Annotated in this window: 20 protein-coding genes; 9 read left to right on the plus strand and 11 right to left on the minus strand. The window is 40.6% G+C overall.

Annotated features, from left to right (window positions below; genetic code table 11):
• Nucleotides 1-238 precede the first annotated feature (238 nt).
• Together bioD and FCR06_RS09490 are read right to left on the minus strand one after the other, a co-directional pair.
• Entirely contained in the window at nt 239-913 is a 675-nt protein-coding gene (bioD, locus tag FCR06_RS09485; RefSeq protein ID WP_138499193.1) for a dethiobiotin synthase, read from the minus strand.
• A gap of 303 nt (nt 914-1216) precedes the next feature.
• Nucleotides 1217-2950, minus strand: coding sequence for a serine/threonine-protein kinase (locus FCR06_RS09490; protein ID WP_138498922.1), 1734 nt, complete (start codon nt 2948-2950; stop codon nt 1217-1219).
• 794 nt (nt 2951-3744) lie between these two features.
• Between FCR06_RS09490 and FCR06_RS09495 the strand changes: the two genes are divergently transcribed.
• Nucleotides 3745-4761: a ribose-phosphate pyrophosphokinase gene (locus FCR06_RS09495; RefSeq protein ID WP_138498924.1), complete on the plus strand. Its 1017-nt coding sequence runs from the start codon at nt 3745-3747 to the stop codon at nt 4759-4761.
• A 250-nt stretch (nt 4762-5011) separates the two neighbouring features.
• Here the strand turns inward: FCR06_RS09495 and miaB are convergent, their stop codons facing one another.
• Entirely contained in the window at nt 5012-6376 is a 1365-nt protein-coding gene (gene miaB / locus FCR06_RS09500) for a tRNA (N6-isopentenyl adenosine(37)-C2)-methylthiotransferase MiaB (protein ID WP_138498926.1), read from the minus strand.
• Nucleotides 6377-6695: 319 nt separating this feature from the next.
• Between miaB and FCR06_RS09505 the strand changes: the two genes are divergently transcribed.
• Nucleotides 6696-7643 carry a glycosyltransferase family 2 protein gene (locus FCR06_RS09505; protein WP_138498928.1) on the plus strand — a complete coding sequence of 316 codons (948 nt, stop codon included), beginning with the start codon at nt 6696-6698 and terminating at the stop codon, nt 7641-7643.
• 413 nt (nt 7644-8056) lie between these two features.
• Nucleotides 8057-8686, plus strand: coding sequence for a hypothetical protein (locus FCR06_RS09510; protein ID WP_138498930.1), 630 nt, complete (start codon nt 8057-8059; stop codon nt 8684-8686).
• A gap of 103 nt (nt 8687-8789) precedes the next feature.
• Here FCR06_RS09510 and FCR06_RS09515 read toward each other — a convergent pair whose 3' ends face one another.
• Nucleotides 8790-11846, minus strand: coding sequence for an MFS transporter (locus FCR06_RS09515; protein ID WP_223280089.1), 3057 nt, complete (start codon nt 11844-11846; stop codon nt 8790-8792).
• A 623-nt stretch (nt 11847-12469) separates the two neighbouring features.
• Between FCR06_RS09515 and FCR06_RS09520 the strand changes: the two genes are divergently transcribed.
• The 4 genes from FCR06_RS09520 (at nt 12470) to FCR06_RS09535 (ending at nt 17108) form a co-directional block, all read left to right on the plus strand.
• On the plus strand, nt 12470-14101 hold the full coding sequence (locus tag FCR06_RS09520; protein WP_138498934.1) for a general stress protein: 1632 nt from the start codon (nt 12470-12472) through the stop codon (nt 14099-14101).
• Nucleotides 14102-14371: 270 nt separating this feature from the next.
• The gene (locus FCR06_RS09525) at nt 14372-14833 is read left to right on the plus strand and encodes a BON domain-containing protein (RefSeq protein ID WP_138498936.1); all 462 of its coding nucleotides are present in this window, start codon (nt 14372-14374) and stop codon (nt 14831-14833) included.
• Between the two features lie 436 nt (nt 14834-15269).
• On the plus strand, nt 15270-15698 hold the full coding sequence (locus FCR06_RS09530) for a CAAD domain-containing protein (RefSeq protein WP_138498938.1): 429 nt from the start codon (nt 15270-15272) through the stop codon (nt 15696-15698).
• Nucleotides 15699-15983: 285 nt separating this feature from the next.
• Nucleotides 15984-17108: a succinylglutamate desuccinylase/aspartoacylase family protein gene (locus FCR06_RS09535; RefSeq protein WP_138498941.1), complete on the plus strand. Its 1125-nt coding sequence runs from the start codon at nt 15984-15986 to the stop codon at nt 17106-17108.
• A 32-nt stretch (nt 17109-17140) separates the two neighbouring features.
• Here FCR06_RS09535 and FCR06_RS09540 read toward each other — a convergent pair whose 3' ends face one another.
• Together FCR06_RS09540 and FCR06_RS09545 are read right to left on the minus strand one after the other, a co-directional pair.
• Nucleotides 17141-17947 (minus strand): CPBP family intramembrane glutamic endopeptidase, encoded by an 807-nt coding sequence (locus FCR06_RS09540; RefSeq protein WP_138499195.1) that lies wholly within the window; start codon nt 17945-17947, stop codon nt 17141-17143.
• Between the two features lie 251 nt (nt 17948-18198).
• The gene (locus FCR06_RS09545) at nt 18199-18639 is read right to left on the minus strand and encodes an AbrB family transcriptional regulator (RefSeq protein ID WP_138498943.1); all 441 of its coding nucleotides are present in this window, start codon (nt 18637-18639) and stop codon (nt 18199-18201) included.
• Nucleotides 18640-20078: 1439 nt separating this feature from the next.
• Here FCR06_RS09545 and FCR06_RS09550 point away from each other — a divergent pair.
• Nucleotides 20079-21092: a succinate dehydrogenase/fumarate reductase iron-sulfur subunit gene (locus FCR06_RS09550; RefSeq protein WP_189523362.1), complete on the plus strand. Its 1014-nt coding sequence runs from the start codon at nt 20079-20081 to the stop codon at nt 21090-21092.
• Between the two features lie 81 nt (nt 21093-21173).
• On the opposite strand, the gene FCR06_RS09555 is transcribed toward FCR06_RS09550, so the two are convergent.
• The 4 genes from FCR06_RS09555 to psbX form a co-directional block, all read right to left on the minus strand.
• Nucleotides 21174-21698 (minus strand): TolB family protein, encoded by a 525-nt coding sequence (locus FCR06_RS09555; protein WP_138498945.1) that lies wholly within the window; start codon nt 21696-21698, stop codon nt 21174-21176.
• 172 nt (nt 21699-21870) lie between these two features.
• Entirely contained in the window at nt 21871-22431 is a 561-nt protein-coding gene (locus FCR06_RS09560; protein ID WP_138498947.1) for a TolB family protein, read from the minus strand.
• 47 nt (nt 22432-22478) lie between these two features.
• Nucleotides 22479-23399 (minus strand): Ycf66 family protein, encoded by a 921-nt coding sequence (locus FCR06_RS09565; RefSeq protein WP_138498949.1) that lies wholly within the window; start codon nt 23397-23399, stop codon nt 22479-22481.
• Nucleotides 23400-23643: 244 nt separating this feature from the next.
• Nucleotides 23644-23763, minus strand: a complete 120-nt coding sequence (gene psbX, locus FCR06_RS09570) for a photosystem II reaction center X protein (protein ID WP_138498951.1) — start codon at nt 23761-23763, stop codon at nt 23644-23646.
• Between the two features lie 239 nt (nt 23764-24002).
• On the opposite strand from psbX, the gene FCR06_RS09575 reads away from it, so the two are divergent.
• Nucleotides 24003-24296 (plus strand): YggT family protein, encoded by a 294-nt coding sequence (locus FCR06_RS09575; RefSeq protein WP_138498953.1) that lies wholly within the window; start codon nt 24003-24005, stop codon nt 24294-24296.
• A gap of 122 nt (nt 24297-24418) precedes the next feature.
• Here FCR06_RS09575 and accC read toward each other — a convergent pair whose 3' ends face one another.
• A complete protein-coding gene (gene accC, locus FCR06_RS09580) occupies nt 24419-25762 on the minus strand; it encodes an acetyl-CoA carboxylase biotin carboxylase subunit (RefSeq protein ID WP_138498955.1) in 1344 nt (447 codons plus the stop codon).
• Nucleotides 25763-26098: the final 336 nt, after the last annotated feature.

The following is a 26098-nucleotide window of genomic DNA, read 5'->3' on the forward strand; positions in this document are numbered from 1 at the left end:
CAAAAGTCATTAGTCACCAACTTCAAGAGGTTGTTTTTCTTAGAGTTTTTTAATAATCGCTGTCAGCCACACAAATTCCTTTACATTTAATACCGTTAGTAGCGGTGCGCTGACAATGAGAACATAGAATCTTTTCGTTTTCTGTTTCTTGATTTATCTTGATACTACTGCTTGCTTGTATTTTTTCTTTTTCGTTCTGAAGTTCTACAGTCATAACAATCGAGGAATTTTTGGCAATTTACATTAGTGTTTCTAAATCTAAATCTGATGCTATTTGAGCAAGCTTCTCTAAATCAGTAAGATTGTCTACATAAGGTAAGCAGCCTAAAACTGGTGTGTTAGTCAATGATTGAATCAATTTGTACGGTGTCCAGTCGGCTATTTCTGCATCTGAACGGGGTTGTACGCAGTTCAAAACAATGCCTACCAGATGCACGCGCAATTGTTTAGCTAATGCTACATTAGCCACTGCACCAGCGATCGCTCCTAATTTCACAGGTACTACCAATACTGTTGGTAAGCGCCATTCTGCTGCTAAATCAGCTACCGTTAATTCTTCTGTAACTGGCGAACCTAACCCACCCAAGGCTTCTACTAATAAAAAATCACGCTCTGCTCGCAATTTAGACAAAGTTTGCCACACCAGTGCTAAATCCACTCGGCGATTTTCTCGTGCTGCGGCGATCGGTGGAGCTAAGGGCGCTTGAAAATATAAAGGTGTAATTTCTTGCAGAGATTGTTCTAGCGCGAATAAATTTTGATACCACTCGCGATCGCCAATCCCCGATTGAATCGGTTTCATGATTCCCCAGCTACGTTGCGGGTAATATTTTTGCCAATAAGCTGCTAACGCTGAGGTTAAAACAGTTTTACCAGTGTCGGTATCAGTTCCAGTAATCAGTAGTGTGTTCAACAATTTGTATAATATTATTTATTTAATTGAGTAACTGGATAAAAATAATAAATATACAGCAGTTTTTATTATTTTTCATTATTGTTATTAGTGTTGATTTTATGAACACTAATAACTAATAATTTATTTTAGTCCAATTTCGATAATTACACTCATTAGACCTTTTAGATAAATCACATACCAAAAACCTAAAGAGGCAAAATTAGGCTTAGTCTCCCCTCCTCTCATCAAGAGGAGGGATTAAGAGGTGGGGTGTTACAGACTTTTACAAGATAGCTATTTACTTAGAAAAAACTGCTAAATTTAGGGCGAAATTGTCGGATTGGGAATTGGTGCAAGTGGGCTATCAACAGGTGGATTATCGTTTTGTCTGTCTGGAGTTGGAATTAGAGTTGGAATTGGTATAGGTGTTTGTGTGTCTGGAGTTGGAATTAGAGTTGGAATTGGTGTAGGTGTTTGTGTGTCTGGAGTTGGAATTAGAGTTGGAATTGGCGTGGGTATCTGTGTTGGAATTGGCGTGGGTATTTCTATGGGTGTTGGTTGGATGAGTTTCTGTAATCCAACATTGAGATTGTAATTACTTTCGGCAACTCCTGGAGGCAAAGTTAACTCAATAGTATATACACCGGGAACTAGCAATGTGCCTTCATAAGATGTAACTTGCTGAGCATTATTATCAATTGGTTGTTGATTAGGATTTAAGACTGTTAGCAAAACACTGCCTCCTGGGTCAAGAAATGTACTGAACCTGACTCCTTCCTGGCCATCAAAAGTGTAGCGGATGATTTGATTTGCTTTGATCGTACCTTCAACTGGGATAGCATTAAATGCTCCCACATTCAAACGCTTAGTAGATATAACAGGTTGTTCTTGAGTAGGTGTAGGTGTAGGTGTGGGTGTGAATGTAGTACCACCAGAAATCACTGGTGAAGGAAAATTTTGGGGAAGCGTTTCATCTGGTGATGCTTTTGACTGACTGCGAATAGAACTTACCAATGCCCAAGAACCAAATCCGGCTACGATAACTACAGCACAGCCAATTGCAGCGATCGCTAAGGGATTATCCAATAGCGATTTAGTCTGATTTGGTGGAATCACTGGAGCAGGTTTTTTCGGAGAAGCTGGTGGTGATACCAAGTCAGGACGGCGGCCAACAGCCATTGTCTGCAAGTTGGAATTAGGGGTAGGGGCACTGGGTTGCTGTAAAGATTGTAATGCTTGGGCTACTTCAACAGCAGTTTGGTAGCGATCGCTGGGAATATGATTTAACATTCGATTCAAAACCTGGGCGAATCGTGGATTTACTTTTGCCCATCGCTGCCAATTCCAAGTTAATTGATTTTCATCAAATAAATCTCTTGGTTCTCTACCAGTTAGCAAAACAATCGCACTTACCGCTAATGCATACAAGTCACTACTAGGATAAGCTCCTCCTGTTTGCGCTTGCTCACTTGGAGAGTAGCCTAATTTTCCCACCCTAGTTACGGGCATTGGGCTATCTGGAGATTGCAAACGCTTTGCAAGTTCTTTTACCACTCCAAAGTCAATTAACACAGGCTTGCCATCGCTATCTCGCAAAATAATATTTTCTGGCGAGATATCCCGGTGAATAATTCCTCGGCTATGAATATGCTCTAAAACAGGCAACAAAGACTGAATTAACTTGAACACTTCTGCTTGTGTAAAAGTTTGACCCACAGCTTGCTTCTCGCTCAGCAGAGTTCGGTACGTCTGACCTGCTACGTAGTCCTCCACTAAAAACAAGCGTTGATTTTGCTCAAATCTTTCCCGGAATTTCGGCACTTGTGGGTGTTCGATTTGATATAAAATAGCAGCCTCTCGCTGAAAAAGTTCTTGTGCTTTCTGCCAAGCGAAAGCCTCCGTTGCTGTTGAAATCAATTCCTTGATCGCGCAAAGTTCGTTAAAGCGCCTCTGGTCTTCTGCCAGATAGGTTCTACCAAATCCCCCTTGTCCGAGAATTTGAATTATGCGGTAACGATTTTGCAAGACAGTACCAACTGTAATGGGTGATTGCATGATCCAATAATTGAGTGTAATGGCAACTGAGGAGGAAGTCACCGACAAAGATTAAGTCCAAGTGGCGACAGACAGTTACATGCAGCGATATTTTACCTTACCTAATAGGTATACTCCCAATGAGAAACTCTGCACAGCAATCTTGGCTTTCTGGAATAGGGCACGTCAACAAAGAGGATAGAGAGATGAGGCAAATTCGCGGCAAGGAAAAAGACTTGTTGCAAGTCCCTCTTTTTATTCTTTTCTAGTCAGTAGGGTAGAGGAAAAAACTAGCTGCCAGCAATTATATGTCAGCTTCACCATAACCCATAACTGTAATAATTTAGTTAAATACGCATATATTCTGATTTATATTGTGTTAATTACAACTTACAATTAAATCTGTCAGATTATTTATTACAATTAAAATCTTAGAATATAATAAGATACCCCCTAAGCACTTAGTCATCAACCTTCTTCTGTCTTTGAACAAATTTCAATATCACTTAAGTTGTAAATGCTTTGCTCTCAGTTATAAATGAGGTAGTTAGAACAATCTATCGCACTAATCTTTGAGAGATTAAGGTTATTTACCTTAAGACCAAAAAATTCAACTAGTATATCTAGCGGGCTGACTTGACTTAACATCAGGTAAGGGATCAATAATTTGTTACATAAGAAGATTAGACAATTAACAAATGATAATTTTGTAGAAAAATGTTTAAATTTTGTATGGAAGCTTCAATAAAACTCACAGATGTTTTTTTAGGCTATTTCTTGATTAAATCTATAAAATCTCTAATGATAATATTGCTATGAATGCACATCGAGGATCTGCTGTGCTCAGTTCTGCAACTTTTAAAGTGGAAACATCTGCAACAGGACTGACTGATAATCATCGCCTGCGGCTGTTTTCTGGCTCTGCCAATTTACAACTGTCTCAAGAAGTCGCTCGTTACCTGGGCATGGACTTGGGACCAATGATCCGTAAAAGATTTGCGGATGGAGAACTTTACGTTCAAATTCAAGAATCAATTCGGGGTTGTGATGTCTATTTAATCCAGCCATCTTGTCAACCCGTCAACGATCACTTGATGGAATTATTGATTATGGTTGACGCTTGTCGTCGAGCTTCTGCACGACAAGTGACAGCTGTAATTCCTTACTACGGCTACGCCCGGGCCGATCGCAAAACGGCAGGACGAGAATCAATAACTGCCAAGCTAGTTGCTAACTTAATTACCGAAGCAGGTGCTAACCGCGTTTTGGCAATGGATTTGCACTCGGCTCAGATTCAGGGCTATTTCGATATACCCTTCGATCATGTTTATGGTTCGCCAGTATTGTTAGATTATCTAGCAAGAAAACAACTACCTGACCTTGTGGTTGTTTCCCCAGATGTTGGCGGTGTAGCACGAGCCAGGGCATTTGCCAAAAAACTCAATGATGCTCCACTCGCAATTATTGATAAACGCCGTCAGGCACACAATGTTGCAGAAGTGTTAAATGTGATCGGCGATGTTAAAGGCAAAACCGCAGTGTTAGTAGATGACATGATCGATACCGGTGGTACGATCGCCGAAGGAGCGCGACTACTGCGTGAAGAAGGAGCTAGTCAGGTATACGCCTGTGCAACTCATGCTGTATTCTCTCCACCTGCTATGGAGCGATTATCTAGTGGCTTGTTCGAGGAAGTGATTGTCACAAATACAATTCCTTTATCAGAAAGCAATCGCTTTCCCCAACTGGTGGTGCTGTCAGTCGCTAATCTTTTAGGAGAAACTATCTGGCGAATTCATGAAGATACCTCAGTTAGTAGCATGTTCCGCTAGTCAACAGTGATGTATTTATCCTTTGGTTAGAGTCCCCACCATTTGGTGCTAAGCGTTGGTGGTAAGTCTAAATTCCCTACCATACACGTGACAACTGATAACTCAATCACCAATGGCTGATTAAATAAAAGAGTGTGATTTTCCTTAGAGGCATGAAGTATGAAGTTTTTTAGCTTTTATTCTTCAGCCTTGATTTTTTATTTATAACGCCATTACTTGACTTTAAATCTGCTGTATCATATTTCTAATATTAGATAGATACAGCTTGTCTGACTTCAACTGGTTCACCTGTCAAGCTAAAAGCGCGAACTTCAGTAATTTTAACTTTTACTAATTGCCCTTTCAATTCTTCGATGTCACCAGTGAAGAAGGTTAAACGATTACCACCAGTGCGTCCCATGACTTGAGTTTTATCTTTGGGGTTTTGGTCTTCCACTAGAACTTCTTCAATACGTCCAAAGTAACGTTGCGATCGCTCGCTTGCTTTGACCCCTACGAGATGATTCAATCTTTGTAGGCGATCGCTTTTAATTTCTTCACTCAGTTGATTGTCCCACAAAGCGGCTGGTGTGCCTGGACGCGGCGAATATGCGGCAGTGTTCAACATATCAAAGCCTATATCTTCCGCGAGTTTCAAGGTATTTTCAAACTGTTGTTCTGTTTCTGTTGGAAATCCGACAATTGCATCGGCACTAATTGAAGCGTCTGGCATATATCGCCGAATGGTATCGATAATTCGGCGATATTTTTCATGGGTGTAACCGCGTGACATCGCCTTTAAAACTTCATTATCCCCAGATTGAAAGGGAATGTGGAAGTGTTCGCAGACTTTGGGCAACTCAGCACAAGCCCGAATTAATCTCTCAGTAAAATAACGGGGGTGACTTGTGGCAAATCTGAGCCTTTCAATTCCTGGCACGTCATGGACGTAATAAAGTAAATCTGTGAAGTTGTGCAGATGCCTACCTTCTGGTGTGGTTCCTGGCAAATCTCTGCCGTAAGCGTCAATATTTTGACCAAGTAAAGTAACTTCTTTGTAACCTTGTCGTCCTAATTCTGCCATTTCTGCACGAATAGCTTCTGGTGTGCGAGATTGTTCTATACCCCGCACATTGGGAACTACGCAATAGGTACAGCGTTCGTTACAGCCGTAAATCACATTCACCCAAGCTGTGACTTTACTATCTCGTCGCGGCTGGGTGATATCTTCAATAATGTGAATCGGCTCAGTTGCCACAACTTGGTTACCCTCAAACACCGATTCCAACAAATCTTTGAGACGGTTAGCGTGTTGTGGCCCCATTACCAAGTCTAATTCTGGCACACGCCGCAACAGTGCTTCGCCTTCTTGCTGGGCAACACAACCAGCAACAATCAGGGTTAAATCAGGCTGCTCGTGCTTGCGCTTCGCCTGTCTGCCAAGGTAAGAATATACCTTTTGCTCGGCATTATCTCGAATTGTACAGGTATTGTAAAGAATCACATCTGCACTATTTGGGTCTTGAGACCACTCGAAGCCCATGTCTTCTAAAACGCCAGCCATGCGCTCTGAGTCAGCTTTATTCATCTGACAACCGAAGGTAGTGATGTGATAGTGGCGTTTAGAAGTGGTCATGGGCAATTATGCTTAATCAGCGAAATGTATATAAACTTTATTCCTATTCTATAACGCTCTTAACTAACGTTAGGTAAGTCTGCTCTCTACTTACTGTCCCAAGGGTAATTGATTTACACCAGATTTTAAGTGAAGTACTCAACGATTCGTCTTCAAACTAAGTATCAAGCTGATTTTACTTGCGAATTCTCAACTTTTGAATTCTGCTCTATTTTATAAAGATGTGTATATAATTACATATTTGGGAATAATAGCTCAGAAAGCAGCGATCGCAGTTATTTACGCTACTGAGTAAATAAAAATAATATTAGTATGTAATATGCCCAAAATTACTGTTTGTATTCCTACTTTTAATCGGATCTCTCTTTTGCCTTATGCCATTGAGAGTGTACTTAATCAGTCAGAGCAAGACTTTGAACTAATTATTTGTGATGACGGTTCTAGCGATAATACACCTAAGTTCATCTCAGAATACACAGACCAGCGGATTAAATACATTCGTCATCCGCAAAATATAGGTAAAAGTAATAATATGCGCTCTGGATTTGATGCTGCCAGTGGTGAATATTTCATTAAATTTGATGATGATGACCGACTCACACCTGATTTTCTGGCAAGTACAGCAGCTATTCTTGACCAAGACTCTAATATTGATTTTGTAGGTACAGACCATTGGATAATTGATATTAACAATATCCAAGATGAGGCAAAAACTCAGGAAAATTCTCATCGTTGGGGAAGAAAGAATTTACCCGCAGGTATTGTAGAGAATTTACTGGAAGTTGTATTTATCCATCAAAGTTTTCAAATTGGTGCAACATTATTTCGTCGTCAAACATTGCAAGAATTAGGATTTATGTTGCCGAATATCCAAAATTGTGAAGATAATGATTTATTTGTGCGGCTAGCTTTGGCTGGAAAAAAGGGTTATTATTTACCAAAATTACTGATGGAATATCGTTGCCATGCAGAACAGCAAGGTATTAATCGAGCTATTCCTTATTTTTTTGATAAACTTCGGTATTTAGAAAGTTATAAATTTGAATCGCAGAAATTAGAAAAAATTAGGCAAAATCGTCTAATGGAAACGCAACTATTATTAGGTTTGCGTTTAATTGAAAAAGGGGAAACACACAAAGGTAGAGAGCTAGTTTTAGCAGGACAATCTAGTTCAACTGCTAAGGCTTGGACTGGTTTAGGGTTGTCTTTGTTACCAGTTGGGTTGCGAGGTAAGGCGTTTAATGCACTGCGACAGATGCAGGGTTAGCAGCTAACAAATAAAAAATATTCCATCCCTGCGGGACGCTACGCGAAGGCTTTTAGGGCAGGGGGCAGGGAGCAGGGCGGAGAGAAAGTCGTTTTGATGGGCGTGAAATTGGATAATTTATTTCTTGGAAGTCCTTTAGCAAATAACTCAATCTTAACCCTAAATTATTCTCGAAACTTCAGATATAACTAGACTTTAAATAAATAAAATACCTGACAAAGACCTGCAAAACTAATCCCATGGACAAAGTTATGCAGCAACCTCTGATGTTGGACTGAAGGTTACTTAATTTGGATACAGGGGTTCTACTTAAGTGACAAAAATTACAAAACTGTAATTTACAAGCAAGGCAAATTGTAATTTTGGGCTAGTTCAATCAGAAATGTAAACAATCTATCTTTTGAATGTTGATTATGAATATTCGTAAAGTGTTAGTGCTAGCAGCGATTCCTGTTTGGTTTGGTACATTTGGTTTTTCACTTGATCAAGCAAATGCTGCTAATCAATTCCAGCAAATTGCCCAAGCAACAGATGTTCCCAACCAACCACCTTCATCAAAGCCGCGTCCGCCTCGTCCTGATTTTAGGGCGGCAGCGGCGAAGTTGGGTGTGACTGAAGCTCAGTTAAAAGCTGCGCTAGGAGTTCCTGCTAATCCTCCTAGTCAACCTAACGGCCAGCGTCCGCCTCGTCCTGATTTGAAAGCGGCGGCAGCAAAGTTGGGTGTAACAGAAAAACAATTAAAAGATGCATTGGGAGTACCTGCGAATCCTCCTAATCAACCTAACGGCAATCAGCGTCCACCTCATCCTGACTTGAAAGCGGCGGCTGCAAAGTTAGGTGTGACGGAAGCTCAGTTAAAAGCGGCACTGGGAGTGCCTGCGAATCCTCCTAGTCCACCTAACGGCAATCAGCGTCCGCCTCGTCCTGACTTGAAAGCTGCTGCGGCAAAGCTGGGAGTAACAGAACAACAATTGATCCAAGCTTTGGGTATTCCGCCTCACCCTCAAGGCGATCGCCTTGCACCTCCCCCTCCTAATAAATAGTTTGGTAAGCAACCCCAGAAATTATCGGGATTCTCATTTAAATAAGTAGAGCAGCACAGCCATGCTACCCTACTTATTTCACTTAATTGAAAACAGTTAGAGTTTAACCAGGTAGAGGTAACCCTGTAACCGCGATCGCACCAGCGATCGCACTAGCTGCAAGGGAAGTTAATGCTGTGCCAAATATCCACCACGCTGCATTTGCAACGGTTTTTTTGGTTTCTTCAGCTTGCTTTTTAGCTTGGTGTTGAATCGCTTTTAGGCGTTTTTGGGTTTCTTTTTGAATGCGTTCGGCTCGTTGCAATACACCATCTCGCGCCCCTTCTATTTGGTCGATAATCCGGTTAGCATCTGCTTGCGAAATATCCTCACGAGAACTCAGGACAGCAACTAGGGTATTGCGGTCGAATTGAGTTAAGCGATCGCGCAATGCTTCAAATCCAGCTTGCGGATCGTCGAAGACTTTGCCAAAGTCTTGCTTAATTCCTTCAAAGTTGAGTTCTGGACGATCCAAAGAGTTAAGATAGTTGCGAATTTTGGCAAAAGTCCCATCTAAAATTGATTGCACTTTTTGTTGAATTTGTTGGAATTGTTCGACAATCGAATTGCGAACAGATTCGATTTGATCCACAATTCGGTTAGCTTCTTGTTCTGAGATATCCTCGCGTTGAGATAGCAGCGCCACAATTGTCGAACGGTCAAATTTGGAGGCGCGATCACTTAAATTATCAATTCCAGCGCGGGGAGAAGATAACAGCAATTGCAAATCGCGCTTGATTGCTTCGGGGTTGAGTTCTTCTTTATGAGTATTTTGCAGATAATCTTCGAGATTAGCTTCAAAATCTAAAATCCTTTGAGTGGTACGCTTTGCTAAACGTCGCGGCGCTTTGAGAATATCACGAATTGCATCTTCGAGGCGATCAATAATCTGATTAACTTGCTCTTGGCTTAAGTCTCCCTGCTGACTGAGAAGTTTAACCAAGGTTTCTCGATCAACTTGAGCCAAGCGATCGCGCAATGCTGATGCACCCGCTTTAGGATCGTCTAGCAATGTTTCCAAATCGTGCTTGATACCTTCTGGATCGAGTTCTGCCAAATTGGTATTGCGGAGATATTCTGCAATTGCTTTTGTAGTTTTTTCGTACTGTTCTTTCACTTGCTGGGGTGCTTGCAAAATGTTATCTCGGACGGCTTCAAGTTGATCGAGAATTTGGTTTATTTGCTCCTCGCTTAAATCTTCACGCTGACTGAGCAATTTCACTAGTGTATCGCGGTCAAATTGCGATATACGTGAGCGCAAAAGGCTAATTCCCGCTTGGGGATCTTCTAGTAAAACTTTAAAATCTCGTTTGATACCTTCGGGATTGAGTTCTTCTTTGTTAGTATTGTGCAAATAATCTTCAACTCTTTGCCGCAATTCATCGGCTTTAGCTTTTGCTTGTTCTTGCAATTCTCTGGCACGATTTAAAATTTTATCGCGGTTGCTCTCTAGTTGACTAACAATATTATTCGCTTCTTCTTCGCTGATATCTTGACGTTGTTGCAGCAATTGTACAAAAGTATCGCGGTCAAATTGCCCAAAGCGATCGCTTAAATCTTCAAAGCCAGCTTCTGGATTTTCTACTAACTGAGCAAAGTCCCGTTCTATACCTTCAGGATTGAGTTCGTCTTTGCCAGTTGAACGCAGATAATTTTCGATGCGGGTACGCAAATCTTGACCTTTTGTTCGTGCTTGGGCCTGTTTTACAGTTTCTAAAACTTCCTGGCGATCGCTTTCCATTTGTTCAGCAATTTCTGTTATTCTAGCTTCGCTGATATCATTTCGCTGCTTTAATAAATTTGTAAAATATTCTTGATTGAGTTCTTCCAACTCTCGTCTGACGGTYGCCGGATTTGCACTTACGTCATAGATGACTTCTTTGAATTCTTCTTTGAGGCTAATCCGGTTAAAATGCCAAGGAAAGGAATTCAAAATGTAGTCTTCTACATCTGCTTTAATTGCATTTTCTTGCGATATTGGCAATCTTGCTGTTGCTTGTTCTCTTAACTTTTGTAGTTCCTGTGTAATTTCTTGGACATCGACATCTTGAACTTTCTCTTTTAGTTTTTGCAACTGAGTTGTAATTTTGTTCACATCAATGTCAGAAAGGTTTAGTCTATCCAAAACAGCTGGTACAGCCGCAGTCAAGCCAAATCGAACAGCTTGGTTAATTACACCATTGCTTTGCTTACCATTACCACCTCCAACTGTAACTAATTGCTGAAGTTTTTCACCTAAATCTTCTGAATTGAGTTCTTCGGGAGTGGCAGATTGGAGCAAGTTAATTACTTGCTGTGTTGGATTTTTCCGATTTAAAGCTTGTTGCCAAGCACCTTCTAATTGGTCAGTAATGCGATTGATATCTTCTTTAGATAAATCAGTGCGATCGCTGACTAAATCCACAAAAGTTTGACGGTTGACTTTTTGGAATAAATCACTATTAGCAACAGATTGCAAATCTCTATCTTCAATCAGTTGGTCAAATTGAGAACGAATTTCTTTGAGATCCAACTTCGGTAATTGCACAGAAGCTAAAGAACTTTGCAGCGTAGTTTTAATACTTTCAGAGTCAAAACCTGATGTTAATTCTCGCCGAACTGCTGCTGTAACTTCTTCTGCTGTAGAAACCAATTGTTGTTTGGCAGTATTAGCACTGATTCCAGTAGTTGCAGTACCCACCAGAGTTTGAAAACCAGAAGTTACAGTACTGGCAATAGAACCAATTAAAGAACCTACTGCGGACGATCCGAACCAAATGATCAGTGAAAAATAAATAGACCAGATGACTACACCAATAGTTGCTCCTAGAAATGCATTTTCGACTAAGCTAAGTTTTACCGCCAGAAAACAAGCAATAAATAATGCAATACTAGCGGTTATTAATGCCCAGGAACCGACTTTACCTTGAACTTTACGAATTTTACTACCCAGCTTTTCTGACTCATCATCATCTGAGTCAATTTCCCAAGCTGAAATTCCCACAGCAACCGAAAAGTTTGTGAATAACAATTGCAAGGCTAAAGCCATTGAAACCCCAGCCAGCAATGCTACTAAGAATTTAGGCCCAGCAAAAAGAACTGATGCTTCTTCTGAAGTTAGTAGTTGCTGAGCAAAAGTCATAGGTACTAATCCAAAAGATAGCGAATCCCATCCTAATATGGATAAAACTCTTTGAAACATACTATTTTCTCACTTGCATTCAATTAAATAGCCATTTTTGATAGAGTGGCATATTGATCAGTCTAGATATTGAATTGACTAAGCTTACACTTTCCCAGGTAATAAAGAATTTCGTCAAAAGTCATACTTTGATAAATATTGGTGATTTTAATTACTTTATTAAAAATGTTATAATCAAATTACTGAATTTAAAATTATTAAGTTAATTTACTTTAAATATATATTTGATAAATACTTTCCAAAAAATATAAATTAATTAATATATTATTTTTATATTATTAAGTAGTATAAATAATTTATTTAACAATAGTTTAGTTAAATTAGTTAATATTTTTGGCAGATTTATAATAAGAATAATTAATAGTTAAGTATTAGTATTAAATATGATTTAATACTGATATTTTTGCTTTCTTAAGACAAAACCACTTATGTCTGTTGATAGAGAAAAATTTATTCCAAGGGATTGATGAAAAATAAACATAAACATGTATAAATAGGTGTTACTACCAGCTATAACCGAGCTATAAATTTTTGAATAATTAATTTTACACTGGAGAAAAATAATGGTTGTAGGTGTACAAAAGCGTGCTGTAGGCGTATTTTCAAATCGTCGAGATGTTGAACACGCATTACACGAATTGAAAAATGCCGGCTTTGACATGAACAGAGTATCTGTTATTACGCAGGATGGAGAGCGTGATGATATCGCTGGCGCCGAGGTACGCGATCGCATTGGTGATAAATCCGATGAAGGTGCGGCGGTGGGAGCAGTTTCTGGTGGTGCTTTGGGGGGATTAACAGGCTTATTAGTCGGTCTTGGTACTTTAGCAATTCCAGGAATCGGGCCAGTGATGTTGGCTGGAGCAGCAGCAACCGCTCTGGCTACTACTCTTGCTGGAGCAGGTATCGGTGCAGTAGCAGGTAGTTTACTTGGGGCATTGATTGGTCTAGGAATTCCCGAAGAACGAGCCAGAGTATACGACGAACGTGTCAGACGAGGACAATATTTAGTCATCCTTGATGGTACGGATGCAGAAATTACTAAAGCAGAAGCAATTTTACGTCAGCGTGGTATCGAAGAGTTAGGCATTTACGATCACCCAGATAGTACATATCCGACTACAGGCGTTGCTAACAGAGATGTAGTTGCCGGCAAATATGCAGTAGGATACTTTTCTCATCGTCAAGATGCCGAAGGTGCAATTAACGATTTGCGAAATGCGGGTTTCCCTTTAAATCAAATTTCCTTAATTTATAAAGACTCTTTAGGACGGGAATCTTTTGGAGGAGTTCAAGTGAGCGATCGCTGGGACTCAACACGTTGGGTTCTACCACATGACCGGACTAATTTCTATAACGAACGCATCAATCAAGGGGACTACATTATCCTTGTAGGTGGTACGGAAGCTGAAATTCAACGTGCGGCTGCTATTATTAGTGGGCATGGAATCCAACAGTGGCAAATTTACGATGCAACTGCTTACACGCCTGCAACTACATCAGAAGCTACATCAGTGCAAGCAGCCAAACGTGCGATCGGTGTATTTTCTCATCGTCGAGATGCAGAAGCAGCACTTACTGAATTGCGAGACGCGGGTTTCCCGATGAGTAGAGTCTCAGTGATTGCCAAAGATGCAGACGAGCGTGGAATCGCTGGAGTAGATAATAGAAATATCGGTGCAGGCAATAAAGCAGACGAGGGTGCTAAAGCTGGTGCAGCTACAGGCGGTGTCGTCGGCGGCTTGACAGGTTTATTAGTTGGTCTTGGGACTTTAGCAATTCCAGGAATCGGCCCGGTAATTGCAGGTGGTGCAGCAGCTACCGCCATAGCAACAACACTGGCTGGTGGTGCCATTGGTGCAGCAGCTGGGGGTATTGTTGGCGGGCTGGTTGGTTTGGGAATTCCTGAGCATAGAGCTAGAGTTTATAGCGATCGCTTCCAAAGAGGGGATTACTTGCTAATTGTTGATGGTACTGAAGCTGAACTCCGCCAAGCTGAAGCTATTCTCAAACGTCGGGGTATTGAAGAATTCGATACGTATGACGCTAGGGATTTAGGCGGAGCTCGCTCAGGTTTTGAGCGAGGAACCTATGAAAACACGGAAGTTTTTGAACGTGATCGGATCAACTACGCAACAGTTGATAGAGACGAGCCTGCTGTAATTATTGTTGACAATCGCGATGAAACAATTTAAATTCAGGATTTAGAATTTAAAATTTTAAATTCTAAATTCTGTGGGTCTACAGAAGGGATTAATCAAATCTCTACTCTAAATGCTCAACGGCAGTTACTCATGGGGAGACACTCCACTACGGCGGTTTCCCCATTGTCAGCAGAACGCCTTCGTGCAGGGTAGGAAGTGTTGTAGAAATCTCTAGACTGCATTACCTTCCTCCTGACTCCTTGCTCCTCACTTGTGCCGTGATATTTGAACAAATTTCACTTTCTGACTCAGATTAAACATATGCAAAAGCTAACTCCCTTCGTAATTAGTTGCCTTTTAGTTTTTGGTGTTGCTGCTTGTGATAACGCTTCTAAAACAAGTGAATCTGCACCTGGTAATCCTAATCAAGCTCCACAAACACCTACTGCCCAAACAACAGAAGCCTCTCAAAAAGACGCACAAAGTGAACTCCGTAGAAAACAACTAAATCAGGATATTCGCGCCCGGGAACAGCGTAATAACGCTACTGGTGGCGATGCAAATAGAGATAAAGGCGACCTAGCAAGTGAAGTTCGCTCTAAGTTGGAAGCTAATATACCCAATGGCCAACTAACAGTTGATGCAGCTAAAGATGGAACTGTAACTGTAGGAGGAACCGTAAACAATAAAGAGCAACTTGGTAAAATTGAACCGTTGTCCAAGCAAATTAAAGGTGTCAAAAGTGTAGTTGTAAAAGCTGTAGTTGCCCCGCCAAAAAACTGAGTCAGCTAACAACAATTTAGATAAGTGAGTAGGCAGCTATAAAGAAGACTTACAGCAGACTTGAATTTGGCTAATTTCACAAACTAAACTAAGTCTAGTAGTGATTCTGCTCTAAATGCTCCTACTCAGTGTTAGTTATTAATCATACAAGTACAGAATTTAATTGAATTTTAATCTTTTACACTCTTAATTATAGAAATAACTGAAAGGCAATTTAAAAATCAAGTACCACGTCATGGTATAAGTAGAGCAATTATTTAAAGATTCTATAATTATCGCTAAATATAGTTTTAAATTTTGATTTTTCGCTTGCAATCCTACAAGTGCTATACTTAACCAGAAACAAAAAATTATGCAAAATTGAAAAACTGGCTAATTATATTTATTAATGCTCAAACAGTTATAAAAACTCTTGTAATTGCTAAAAACTAAAACTATGGAATCCCAACAACAGCAACTCGAATCTATCAACCCCTCTCCATTAGAAACTAAGCTAGCACTTGAAGGGACAAACACTGCAAACTTACCAAAGCTACCACCAGCATCGGAATCTCAGTGGCAAAAAATTAGCAGGCAAGTTGCTGAATTTTTTGAGCAGTTGCCCGAATACTTAAGCAGCTTTTTTAAGGACTACAAGCAGCCTTTAATAACGGTTGGTTTAATTTTGACAGCGATCATCACAGTTAAGGTAACATTAGCAGTTCTAGATGCTATCCATCATACCCCACTGCTTTCAACAATTTTTGAGCTAATTGGAATCACTTACACCACCTGGTTTATTTTCCGTTATCTGCTTAGGGTTTCAAATCGGCAAGAATTAGCCCAAGAGATTCGATTACTGAAGAAGCAAATTGTTGGTGAATAAATTTCTAAATCATTAAGTTAGTTTCATCCTCAGACTCCCACACCCTGCAATCTCATTCCCTTCTAAGAGTAGATTGCAGGGTGTGGGCTGTATTGAGGAATGAAGAATAATCACTTCCACATCAGAAAAACTCCAAGGCAGAGGGCAAGAGGTAGAAGGAATAATATATTCTTTAAATACTGCCGCAACCAAAGGGAGCAATATCATATTGGTTTTTGGCTTCTGGTTTCTTTACTTGAGTAGATAAACAGCGATAATGTACTCAAATTATCACCGAGTTGTTTCATGCTGCCAGTTATTAAAACCATTCCTTTACGTCAAATGGCTTCAGGCGATCGCCTTTTTCTCCAAGTTTACAAATTCATCGGCGCGCAACCTGGTAAAAAGGTTTACCTTCAATCTAATTTGCACGGTGCAGAAATTGCTGGTAATGCGGTTATTTACCAGCTAATTGAATTTTTATCAACAATAAATGATACAAATTTAATTGGAGAAATTTGGCTTGTTCCCGTTTGTAATCCAATGGGTACAAATGAACGCGCTCAACATTTTTCTCCTGGGCGTTACTGCGTTTACGAAGCTAAAGACTGGAATCGCATATTTTGGGATTACGAGAAAAAAGCTGATGATTTAGTAGCTTTTGCTAAATCTCAACTTCATCTTGATATAAAGATCATTCGACAAAATTATCTAACTATAATTAAGCAACAATTCGCCAAAATTTTATCAAAAATTAATTCTCCTAGTGCTGTACCCTACACTGAGCTTTTTAGCTACAAACTACAAAATCTGAGTTTAGATGCAGACTATTTAATTGATTTACATAGTTCTACTAATCAAGCTTTAGACTATGTTTATTACTTCCGAAATCGAGAAGAAAGTGCAAAATACTTTCTGCTTGATTTCGGAATCTTACTCGATAAATATGATGGTGATGCTTTTGATGAAGCATTTATCAAACCTTGGTTAGCACTGGAAGCTTGTTTTCAAGAGCTTGGTAGAGAAATCAAGTTTGATATTGAGGCTTGGACTTTAGAATTGGGAGCAGGAATGCAAATGAATCCTGATTCAGTTACTAAAGGTGTACGGGGCATAAAAAATTATTTAGCCCAAAAAGGTTTACTACAAGTTCGTAATTTATCTGATACAAAAAACTATCAAATGAATTTTGTATGCAGCCGCAACCGAAAAAAATATTATGCGATCGCTGGTGGTATGATTCAAGAAAGAATCAAATTAGGTACCACTGTCAAAGCTGGAGAAAAATTGTATCAAATTCTCAGTTTTAATAAAGAAAGTCACTTACCTACTGTAATTGATGTCTGCGCTCAACAAGATGGATTAGTTTATGATGTTGCAACTAATCAAGCTGTGAATGAAGGTGAATTTGTCTTGGGAGTTATTAGTTAAAATTTTGTAATTTATTGAACTTTCAAACCTAATTAAAAATATTTACATAGAAACCAGATAATTACTCCAGTTCCCAGTAGACAAATAATTCCCGACAAGCCAGCTAGAGGTTTTTTGTTCTTACCTGTAAACCAGTCAGAGACTTTACCAGTATAAGTAATCAGTTCTGCTGTATCTATGGTAGCGATCGCCCATACCCATCCTGCATGTAGTCCCCAAGCTAAACCCAAATTACCGCGATCAGCGAACCGTGCCAACACCAGCACCATTCCCATCAGCCACAATCCAGGGAGTTGAGGTATAGTTTCGCGTTGCTCCCAAACGAGGTGTAACAAAGCAAAAATCAAGCTAGAAATTATTGCTGCTAACCAAACCGGATAATCCTGAGCTAATTCAGTCAACAAAAAACCACGAAAAACTAACTCTTCTATCCCACCAACTAATAACGCTATCAAGAAAATTGGTAGCAAGATAGGTAGTAATAACTTAATATTCGTATTTTGAAAAGAACACCAACCTAGCCCAAATTCCCCACTAAATACAATAGCTAAGCTCAGCACTCCTAAGCAGAAACCTAGTGCTAAAGAATTTACAATTGAAAGATTACCAACAAAGCCATAATCTAACAAAGACCTATTCACCAACCAACTAACTCCCCAGACAATCGGGGGAGCTAACAGGTAAAGTGACACTAACAATGGCATCTTTTGCTCTGGCTGCAAAAATTTTGTTGGTTGCCAATCGAGCAATATTCCTAATATTGTTACCACTGGTAACCAACACCCTATCCAGCAAATTAGAAATGCGATCGCTACAACTGGTGCAGGTGCATTTTCCATAAATGCCAGTAAGGCGTTAACTGAAAGTTCAAAAAAATTTATCAACACAAACAAAAAAATACGATAGACTTCTTGCACTATAGATTTCCTGCTGATTAATCAAGACTCTACTAAATTTATTCACTCTGGCAAGGGGTCTAATCGTATTTTTTCCCTCGATAAAATTCTCTTAACACAGCTACCAATTGCCCTCAGGGTAAGGACAAGCTATCAAGTATTTACCTGAAACTCATCCCTCCCATCAGCTTTCTTTACTCTTCCTCATCCAAATCTTCGTCCGATTCGTCATCAGAGTCTAAATCTTGTGAGGTTAGTTTTTTATCGCTTTCACCAAGTTGAATCAGATGAATATGTTTATATCCCAACCTAATTTCAAACTCATCTCCAGGCTTTAAACCCATTGCTTTGGTATATGTAGCACCAATGACAATTTGACCATTTTGATGCACGCTAACGCGATATGTCGGTTCACGGCCACGACCATCTTTTGGTGCTTCAGGACTTAGAGGAATCCCTCTAGCTGATAGCAAAGCGTCATAAAAATCAGTGAGATTGACCCGAACCTGGTTATTCTTTGTAACAGTGTAATAGCCGCACTGCTTAGCTCTTTCTCGGCGTGGTAAAGTGGAAAGTTCTTTTACTTTAGCAAGTAACGCTTTTCCGGTTAATGGCGCGGTTGCAGTTTCACTCATTATGCTCAATTTTTCCTTACTCTCTCCAAACTGATAAACGATGTAGTTTCATGCCAGTATCCGGTTTTTTAGCATATGCATAAAGCTACTTGGGACACTAGTGTGAGGCGTGAATTCCTGCTGAACAAAGCCAAAAGCACTTCTATTATGGTTGTTCACAACCTATTAGAGGTCAGAGTTACCAAAGAGATTAATTTTGGTGATTTTACTGTACTTTTAACCATTATTCGCCATCAGAAAGCAAACTATTTTCTCTTTTGGCGCTAGTGTAGCGGTGTAATTTTCAGCCACCTTTACAAATTGGCTAAGTTCTACTACAAATAAGTCGTAGATCCAATAAATTGCAGGTTTTTCACTTTCAGTGGTTGCCCTGATTGCCAATGAGCAAGTAGAGTTTTCTCCACTCATCCTCAAAAGCTGAGGACAGCATAGTATTTTAATAGAGTCCTATGGGTATACACCCTTTTGTCCTGCAAGTAGAGATGTGAATTTTCTTATCTCTACTTTACGAATCAACAAAGCAGTAGTAGCTGCGCTGATACAGCTATTGATTCTGGTTTTGTGAGTTCGTAATTTTATATTAAATACTAGCATGGACTAATAATAGCAAAATAGTTGTTTAATTTTGAATTAAACTTGGTGGTAAATTTTTATTTAAATCACTGGACTTCGTCATAAAAAAGCAGTCAGGATTTTTTAACCCTTAATTGCAAGCGTGAGTATTGGCCGATGGCTTTTAGAAAAATTTATCTAATTTAGACGAGCAGTTTTGACCAATCACTGAAATCTAAGATTTTTTTGATTCAGAGGAGGTAAAAAGCAAAAAGTCTCATCTGTCTAGGTTTTCCACTGCAAAAACTTTTCTTTGAAAGTGATGAGATTTTTTTTAGGTTTATTACCGTCAAGTAAAAAGTGGTTAGAGGATTCTGCACGTCTGTCTGTGGGAAGAATAAATCTCTTAACATGTGCCTAGTGCTTAATTATCACCAGCATCTATTGAGGTAAGCTTTCACACTTCTATATAATCAAAATATTGTGCCTTCGCTACTGGTTAAAGGATTTTGAGAGCCAGTTGCTCTAATACAAGTTGACATGGATTAAATTGGGATCCGCTCGCTATGTAGGAGATGAACGTAAGTTACTCCCAAGCAAACCGTCTTTTGTTCACACTTCCCAACAGGTAAATTCAATTTTTAGCTGCGATGATAATTTTAGTGTTTTAGCTCAGAAATTGACACAAATTTGTTATACAACAGTACTACAAGTCAAACTTTAATCGTTATCCTTAAACTAAAATCAGTCACTCTTTTATCGTCAGCTTATTAACATCAGACTTATGATTAAGAGCAAAAAGAATATGGCTCACGAGTGACAACTAGCGCGCTTGAGTGATAATTTTCGAGACTGGTAAAGCAATTTTAAAATTTTGGTTAAAAGCAATGGAAGTTATTTTTAAGGTGATTCGACAGCAACAAAATTCCTCCCCTGTTGTCCAAACCTATATTGTGGAAGCTCAACCAGGTAATACAATTTTGGATTGCCTCAATTATATTAAGTGGGAGCAAGATGGAACTTTGGCATATCGCAAAAATTGCCGCAATACTATTTGTGGTAGCTGTGCTATGCGAATTAACGGGCGTTCAGCTTTAGCTTGTAAGGAAAATATTGGCAGCGAACTTGCTAGATTACAACAAATACCATCATCCGAAAGTAAAGTAAATGCCATTGGTGAAATCACCATCGCCCCTCTGGGGAATATGCCCGTGATTAAAGATTTGGTTGTAGATATGAGCAGTTTCTGGAACAATTTAGAAGCAGTTGCTCCTTATGTGAGTACGGCAGCCCGACAAGTACCACAAAGAGAATTTTTGCAAACACCAGAAGAGCGATCGCGCCTCGATAAAACTGGCAACTGTATTATGTGCGGTGCTTGTTACTCTGAGTGCAATGCCCGCGAAGTTAATCCAGATTTTGTTGGCCCTCATGCCCTTGCGAAAGCTTACCGCATGGTAGCAGATTCACGAGATAGCGACACCGAAAATCGCTTAGCAAGTTACAACGAAGGTACTAAAGGTGTCTGGGGTTGTACGCGTTGTTTGTACTGCGATTCCGTTTGTCCAATGGAAGTTGCACCGTTAGAACAAATCACCAAAATTAAACAAGAAATTCTCACCGAAAAGCAAGCCAGTGACACTCGCTCAATTCGCCACCGCAAAGTATTAATCGATTTAGTCAAACAAGGTGGTTGGATCGATGAACGTCAATTTGGTTTACAAGTAGTCGGCAATTATTTTCGTGACCTCAAAGGACTACTTAGCCTTGTGCCTTTAGGATTGCGGATGTTATCTCGAGGAAAATTCCCCTTATCATTTGAAGCTTCCGAGGGGACACAACAAGTGCGATCGCTTATTGAATCTGTGCAACAACAAGAGGGAGTGGGGACTGGGGACTAGGGAGTGGGGATTGGGTATTAGGTATTGTGGAATTAAAAAGTTCTTTCTCAATCCCCAGTCAACAGTTAACAGTCCCCATCTCTAACGCGGTTCCTGGGGTATATTTAACGGTTGTCCATAACGGTCATATACTAAAACATCCCACTGCCCGTTGTTACTGGATTCAAAAGCAATCCGATTGCCATCAGCGCTAATTGTGGGGTTGCGGACTTCCGCTTGCAAGTTAGAAGTCAAATTTCGTAATTGACGTGTTTCTCGGTCGTAAAGAAAAATAGCTGATCGCCCTTGGCGACTACCTGCAAACACAATAAAGCGACCATCTTGGGAAACGCTAGGATGATTGGCTATCATATCAAAAGAATTTAAGCCTGGTAAATCAACCAAATCACGACTTAGCGTATCAAACATATAAATATCTTGGCTACCCCGGCGATCGGTGACAAAAACAATATATCTCCCAGAAATTTGGGGATCTAATTCCGAAGCCAAACTATTGAGACTACGCCCCCCCGAATCAAACGGATAACTTAAAATACGTGGGTAGCCAAAACACCCAGTCAATAAACTTAAGCATATAAATACAGGTATAAAAAAAATACGTTTCATAATAATTCCTATTAGTCATTAGTCAAGAGTTTCATAACTCCCAACTCCTAACTCCCTGCTCCCCATTGCCCCTAATTCCCACTGGGCTCGGCCTCGCTTTGCTAACGTAGAGACCCCAAGTTCCCCATCTCTCTACCTCCCCATCTCTCCACCTCCCCATCTCCGCACTCCACTACGGAGGCGAGCCTACAGTTGCACCATTGGGAATATCTAACTCTACATTCGGCCCCCGGTCTAGGACTTCAATATCCCATTGACCACGGCTGGCGCTTTCAAAGACAACATAACGTCCATCTGGGCTGATATTGGGCTTTMTCACCCAACCACGATAGATTGGGGTGAGGATTTGCGATTGTTGGGTGGCACGATCATAAAGCGCTACTACTGGTCTACCTTGGTCGCTAGTAATATAAGCAATGTAACGTCCGGTGTAACTTAAGCTAGGACTTTCAGCAATGGTTTCCTGTCTGTTTATGCCTGGTGTGGGGATAAATAGTTGTCTCTCTAAATCGTACACTAGTAGCTGCTGATTACCATTGCGATTAGATACAAACGCTAAAAAGCGCMCATTTCCACTCAAAGCAGGTTGCTCCTCGGTGTAGCGACTGTTAAGGGAAGTAGGCCCAATAAGGATGTCGTTAGAACCACAAGATACAAGCAAACTTGTAAAACTAAAAACCAGGCTCCAATGAATTGGTCTTTGGAGCCAGAATCTAGGCGTAAATTTTTTCACCTCAAGTGTTTTTCGTTGCCTCCAAATCTATCTCCACGCCAGCTATTTTAAACATCATTATCAAAATCCGTTGAATTATCTAGCCCCTCACTTGGCCTTTCAATTGGATTGTATGGTACATATTCAGTTGGGATTGCGTCATCATCTTCGCGGGGTCTTCGAGGAGCGGAGTCAGTGGTTGGACGACGCCTTCTTGGTCTGGGAGCAACATCATCTTCGCGGCTTTCTGATCGCCCAGACCCGTTATTAGTCCGGCGAGACGGTTTTCTCGATTCTTCACCCGAACTGTCCCAATCATCAACTTCTCTAGATGAAGAACCCCAATTTTCGTCTTCAAAACTTTCAGAAGGACGATTTACTGGACGCCCGGAACTACGCCGTCGTGTTCTATCTCCTGGACTCTGCCTTTCATTATTGTTGCTGTTACGACGTTCTGAACGACGGGGGGGTTGATCCTCGTAGTAGTCATCACGAGTTGAAATTTCATCCCTGCTACCGCGAATTCGGGGACGTACAGAGCGTTCTTCCTCGTCTTCATAAGGCAGTGGCTCTAAGCCTGCATCCATCTCAGCTTGATACTTTTTGCGATTGCGGTTGTAGGAATAATTTGTGCTTACCTCTCGCTCATCATCCACAATCGGAGTGTTACGCTTAGCTTGCTGAGTAGCTATACTCCGCAGGCGAATACTTTCAACCGCAAAAAACACAGTTGTGCCGACTAAAAGTAATTGACCAAATTGTAGAATCGGGTCTAGTCGCCATCCTTGGAAGATGAGAATGAAGCCGCACAGCAAACCCACTGCTGCAAAAAAGATATCTTGATCTCGTGACAGTTCCGGGCGTACAGTACGGAGAAAATACAATGCTGCCCCAGCCACAGCCAGGAAAATTCCTAGAATACTGGCTGAGTTTGCCCCAAAATTTACCTGAGCCAGAACACTGGCTGAGTTCAGCCCAAAATTTATCATTGCTGTTTTCCCAATATCAAATCTATGTTAGCGAGTCACAATTAAAATCACTACTCTAATTAGTCATCATATATTGAAGCTTCAAAGCCTCTAGCAAAGAAGCTCTGAAGCTGTTCACCCAAAAATAAAAAACATGTTTTCTCAGCTACAAATGCCCCTGCACCAAAAACTGCTGCTTTTGGTGCAATTATTTAAGTAGATAGCTGAGAAATCGCTTATAAGAGTCCAAAAGATCTTGTAAGCATTATGAGCGCTGAATTTTATCTTTTTGGCTAATGAAAATCAGAGCTCCTGTTATTGGTACCACAACAATCACAGCACCCCAAAACAGACTCCAAAGAAAATTTGCTAAAGCAGGCGTCATACTTCTCAACCTTTTTTTACACACTTCATCCTAATTTTAATGGTGTAGTACTTTCTTGAGAAGCCTTTGAGTAAGAACTGCCAAACTTGATAATTGCTCTTTGTTAAGTGCTGCTTAGTAAATTCAGTGCTAAGTCCCTCTCTATTCAAATAAAATTGTAATGAGAGTGCTTTACAAAGCTTTAAATTTTTTGGCATCGCCCAAGTGTTTTGTTTATTCACAAATAGCTGCTTAAACCGATGACTGGTGTTGACCTGACTGCTTGGATTCTTGGCCCAGTGTTAGGGCTGATGACATTTTTATTTATATTTCGCATTATTCTCACTTGGTATCCCCAAGTGGATCTGAATCGTTTGCCGTTCAATTTAATAGCTTGGCCTACTGAACCATTTTTAATCCCTTTACGAAAACTCGTCCCGCCCATCGGCGGGGTAGACATTACCCCCATCATTTGGGTTGGTATTTTTAGCCTAATACGAGAAATTCTCTTAGGCCAGCAAGGATTACTAACCATGCTGGCTAATGTGAGTTAAATGTGGGGCATAGGGCATGGGGCAAACAGGGAGTGTAGGAGGGTGGGGAAGAAATCTTACCCCCTCTCTCCCTACACTCCCCACACTTCCCTATCTCCTCATCTTCCCATCTCCCCACTTCCCTACCCGTTCATCTCTTGCACAAAATTTGTATAGATATTACCCTGCAAAAACTGTGGAGTTTCCATAATTTTTTGATGAAACCCGATGGTAGTCGGTAATCCTGTAATTGCACATTCTCGTAGTGCGCGTTTCATGCGGTTAATAGCAGTAGGGCGATCCGCTCCCCAAACAATTAACTTGCCAATTAAGGAATCGTAATAGGGGGGAATTTGGTAATCTGTGTAAACGTGGGAATCAATGCGAACACCTGGGCCTCCAGGGGGAAGATAACCGCTGATCCGTCCAGGAGATGGGCGAAAATCGCGATCAGGGTCTTCAGCGTTAATCCGGCATTCGATCGCATGACCCCGTAAAACTACCTGGTCTTGGGTAAGCTTGAGTCTTTCCCCTTGGGCAATCCGGATTTGTTCGACAACCAAGTCTACTCCAGTAATCATTTCTGTTACAGGATGTTCAACTTGAATCCGGGTATTCATTTCCATAAAGTAGAATTTACCGAATTTATCTAAAAGAAACTCAATAGTTCCCGCCCCAGTGTAGTTAATGAATTGGGCAGCTTTGACAGCAGCTTGTCCCATTTTCTCACGCAGGTCTGAGTCAAGAGCGGGACTTGGAGCTTCTTCTAAAAGCTTTTGGTTTCGGCGCTGAATTGAGCAATCTCGTTCGCCTAAATGAATAACATTACCGTAGTTATCTGCCAAAACTTGAAATTCAATGTGCCGAGGACGTTCAATAAATTTTTCTATGTAAACGCCAGAATTACCAAAAGCTGCTCCTGCTTCCCCTTGGGCTGCGAGGAAAAGTTTGACAAATTCGTCTTCCGAACGTACCAAGCGCATACCCCGGCCACCACCACCTGCTGTAGCTTTAATCATCACTGGATAGCCGATATCCTTAGCGAATTGTAATCCTTCTTGCTCGGATTCTACTAACCCATTACTACCTGGTATTGTCGGAACTCCAGCTTTTTGCATGGTTTCTTTGGCAGTGGATTTATCCCCCATCAACCTGATAGCTTCTGGAGTTGGTCCAATAAAGGCAATATCATGGGCAGCACAGATTTCTGCAAATTTGGCATTTTCTGCCAAAAACCCATAACCTGGATGAATGGCAGTAGCATTACGAGTCAATGCAGCAGCAATGATATTGGGAATATTCAAATAACTTTTACTGCTAGCAGGTTCGCCAATGCAAACTGCTTCATCAGCAAGTTGAACGTGGAGAGCATTACGGTCAACACTAGAGTGAACCGCAACTGTCGCAATTCCCATTTCTTCACAGGCGCGGAGAATGCGAAGCGCGATTTCTCCCCGATTGGCAATTAATATTTTGTCAAACTTCATTTTGGAGTTTCGATATTAGTACCAGCAGATTGACATTTTCTCCCATCTAATTTCTAACAACGCTTTGGCGTTATTTCAAATTATGACAGGAGATTCCCAACCTTCATCTTCACCAAAGTCAAGAATTGGGCTTGCTGCCTCTACGGGTCTTAACTAGATTAACAACATTACTGTTGCCAATGTTGCCAGTTTCCCGAATTGCTTTTCCACTCAAAAGATATGCCGTTTGAGCGACAGCTTTTGTGCTTGACCGTGCTTCTTACAGTAGCTTTACCCTTTTTAATATCACTTGTGCATCTGCGACATTTCTGTCAGCCTGATACCGCCTTGAGGAAA

This window comes from Nostoc sp. PA-18-2419 (assembly GCF_005869855.1).
Taxonomy (GTDB): Bacteria; Cyanobacteriota; Cyanobacteriia; order Cyanobacteriales; family Nostocaceae; genus Nostoc.

Excerpts from the sequence above, each read along its gene's own strand:
- accC (WP_138498955.1), bottom strand. The coding sequence starts at position 25,762 with ATGAAGTTTGACAAAATATTAATTGCCAATCGGGGAGAAATCGCGCTT.
- FCR06_RS09505 (WP_138498928.1), top strand. The coding sequence starts at position 6,696 with ATGCCCAAAATTACTGTTTGTATTCCTACTTTTAATCGGATCTCTCTT.
- FCR06_RS09575 (WP_138498953.1), top strand. The coding sequence starts at position 24,003 with ATGACTGGTGTTGACCTGACTGCTTGGATTCTTGGCCCAGTGTTAGGG.
- psbX (WP_138498951.1), bottom strand. The coding sequence starts at position 23,763 with ATGACGCCTGCTTTAGCAAATTTTCTTTGGAGTCTGTTTTGGGGTGCT.
- FCR06_RS09545 (WP_138498943.1), bottom strand. The coding sequence starts at position 18,639 with ATGAGTGAAACTGCAACCGCGCCATTAACCGGAAAAGCGTTACTTGCT.
- FCR06_RS09525 (WP_138498936.1), top strand. The coding sequence starts at position 14,372 with ATGCAAAAGCTAACTCCCTTCGTAATTAGTTGCCTTTTAGTTTTTGGT.
- FCR06_RS09535 (WP_138498941.1), top strand. The coding sequence starts at position 15,984 with ATGCTGCCAGTTATTAAAACCATTCCTTTACGTCAAATGGCTTCAGGC.
- FCR06_RS09520 (WP_138498934.1), top strand. The coding sequence starts at position 12,470 with ATGGTTGTAGGTGTACAAAAGCGTGCTGTAGGCGTATTTTCAAATCGT.
- FCR06_RS09510 (WP_138498930.1), top strand. The coding sequence starts at position 8,057 with ATGAATATTCGTAAAGTGTTAGTGCTAGCAGCGATTCCTGTTTGGTTT.
- FCR06_RS09530 (WP_138498938.1), top strand. The coding sequence starts at position 15,270 with ATGGAATCCCAACAACAGCAACTCGAATCTATCAACCCCTCTCCATTA.
- FCR06_RS09490 (WP_138498922.1), bottom strand. The coding sequence starts at position 2,950 with ATGCAATCACCCATTACAGTTGGTACTGTCTTGCAAAATCGTTACCGC.
- FCR06_RS09550 (WP_189523362.1), top strand. The coding sequence starts at position 20,079 with ATGGAAGTTATTTTTAAGGTGATTCGACAGCAACAAAATTCCTCCCCT.
- FCR06_RS09495 (WP_138498924.1), top strand. The coding sequence starts at position 3,745 with ATGAATGCACATCGAGGATCTGCTGTGCTCAGTTCTGCAACTTTTAAA.
- miaB (WP_138498926.1), bottom strand. The coding sequence starts at position 6,376 with ATGACCACTTCTAAACGCCACTATCACATCACTACCTTCGGTTGTCAG.
- FCR06_RS09565 (WP_138498949.1), bottom strand. The coding sequence starts at position 23,399 with ATGATAAATTTTGGGCTGAACTCAGCCAGTGTTCTGGCTCAGGTAAAT.
- FCR06_RS09540 (WP_138499195.1), bottom strand. The coding sequence starts at position 17,947 with ATGGAAAATGCACCTGCACCAGTTGTAGCGATCGCATTTCTAATTTGC.
- FCR06_RS09555 (WP_138498945.1), bottom strand. The coding sequence starts at position 21,698 with ATGAAACGTATTTTTTTTATACCTGTATTTATATGCTTAAGTTTATTG.